1 tRNA gene and 2 rRNA genes are annotated in these 2,260 nt (G+C 48.4%); all 3 read left to right on the top strand.

Annotated features, from left to right (window positions below):
• Window positions 1-63, top strand: a 16S ribosomal RNA gene (locus JX287_RS07405); the annotation flags it as partial.
• Window positions 64-114: 51 nt separating this feature from the next.
• Window positions 115-187 (top strand) — tRNA-Ala (locus JX287_RS07400).
• Window positions 188-311: 124 nt separating this feature from the next.
• Window positions 312-2,260: ribosomal RNA gene (locus JX287_RS07395) — 23S ribosomal RNA — on the top strand; the annotation flags it as partial.

The raw sequence follows: 2,260 nt of genomic DNA, 5'->3' as shown, positions 1-2,260 counted from the left end.
ATGATTGGGGTGAAGTCGTAACAAGGTAGCCGTATCGGAAGGTGCGGCTGGATCACCTCCTTTCTAAGGATAAGGAACTGCGCATTGGTCTTGTTTAGTCTTGAGAGGTCTTGTGGGGCCTTAGCTCAGCTGGGAGAGCGCCTGCTTTGCACGCAGGAGGTCAGCGGTTCGATCCCGCTAGGCTCCATTGGTGAGAGATCACCAAGTAATGCACATTGAAAATTGAATATCTATATCAAATAGTAACAAGAAAATAAACCGAAAACGCTGTAGTATTAATAAGAGTTTATGACTGAAAGGTCAGAAAATAAGGTTAAGTTAATAAGGGCGCACGGTGGATGCCTTGGCACTAGGAGCCGAAGAAGGACGTGACAAACGACGATATGCCTTGGGTAGCTGTAAGTAAGCGATGATCCAGGGATTTCCGAATGGGGGAACCCAACAGGTACTACCTGTTACCCGCATCTGTTAAGGATGTGAGGAGGAAGACGCAGTGAACTGAAACATCTAAGTAGCTGCAGGAAGAGAAAGCAAAAGCGATTGCCTTAGTAGCGGCGAGCGAAACGGCAGGAGGGCAAACCGAAGAGTTTACTCTTCGGGGTTGTAGGACTGCAATGTGGACTCAAAGATTATAGAAGAATGATTTGGGAAGATCAGCCAAAGAGAGTAATAGCCTCGTATTTAAAATAGTCTTTGTACCTAGCAGTATCCTGAGTACGGCGGGACACGAGAAATCCCGTCGGAATCTGGGAGGGCCATCTCCCAACCCTAAATACTCCCTAGTGACCGATAGTGAACCAGTACCGTGAGGGAAAGGTGAAAAGCACCCCGGGAGGGGAGTGAAATAGAACCTGAAACCGTGTGCCTACAACAAGTTCGAGCCCGTTAATGGGTGAGAGCGTGCCTTTTGTAGAATGAACCGGCGAGTTACGTTATGATGCGAGGTTAAGTTGAAGAGACGGAGCCGTAGGGAAACCGAGTCTGAACAGGGCGAATTAGTATCATGATGTAGACCCGAAACCATGTGACCTACCCATGAGCAGGTTGAAGGTGCGGTAAGACGCACTGGAGGACCGAACCAGGGCACGTTGAAAAGTGCTTGGATGACTTGTGGGTAGCGGAGAAATTCCAAACGAACTTGGAGATAGCTGGTTCTCTCCGAAATAGCTTTAGGGCTAGCGTCGACATTAGAGATTCTTGGAGGTAGAGCACTGTTTGGGTGAGGGGTCCATCCCGGATTACCAATCTCAGATAAACTCCGAATGCCAATGAATTATGGTCGGCAGTCAGACTGCGAGTGCTAAGATCCGTAGTCGAAAGGGAAACAGCCCAGACCACCAGCTAAGGTCCCAAAATAATTGTTAAGTGGAAAAGGATGTGGGGTTGCACAGACAACTAGGATGTTAGCTTAGAAGCAGCTATTCATTCAAAGAGTGCGTAATAGCTCACTAGTCGAGTGACCCTGCGCCGAAAATGTACCGGGGCTAAAACAATTTACCGAAGCTGTGGATACCTTTATAGGTATGGTAGGAGAGCGTTCTATGTGTGATGAAGGTATACCGTGAGGAGTGCTGGAACGCATAGAAGTGAGAATGCCGGTATGAGTAGCGAAAGACAGGTGAGAATCCTGTCCACCGTAAGACTAAGGTTTCCAGGGGAAGGCTCGTCCGCCCTGGGTTAGTCGGGACCTAAGGAGAGACCGAAAGGTGTATCCGATGGACAACAGGTTGATATTCCTGTACTAGAGTATGTAGTGATGGAGGGACGCAGTAGGCTAACTAAAGCAGACGATTGGAAGTGTCTGTCTAAGCAGTGAGGTGTGAATTGAGTTAAATGCTTAGTTCTATAACATTGAGCTGTGATGGGGAGCGAAGTTTAGTAGCGAAGTTAGTGACGTCACACTGCCAAGAAAAGCTTCTAGCGTTTAAACATACTCTACCCGTACCGCAAACCGACACAGGTAGTCGAGGCGAGTAGCCTCAGGTGAGCGAGAGAACTCTCGTTAAGGAACTCGGCAAAATGACCCCGTAACTTCGGGAGAAGGGGTGCTGACTTTAAGTCAGCCGCAGTGAATAGGCCCAAGCAACTGTTTATCAAAAACACAGCTCTCTGCTAAATCGTAAGATGATGTATAGGGGGTGACGCCTGCCCGGTGCTGGAAGGTTAAGAGGAGTGCTTAGCGTAAGCGAAGGTATGAATTGAAGCCCCAGTAAACGGCGGCCGTAACTATAACGGTCCTAAGGTAGCGAAATTCCTTGTC

The organism is Gemella haemolysans (assembly GCF_901873445.1).
GTDB classification, from domain to species: Bacteria; Bacillota; Bacilli; order Staphylococcales; family Gemellaceae; genus Gemella; species Gemella haemolysans_C.
Note: the sequence above shows the minus strand (reverse complement) of the source record. Positions and strands in the feature narration are given on the sequence as shown.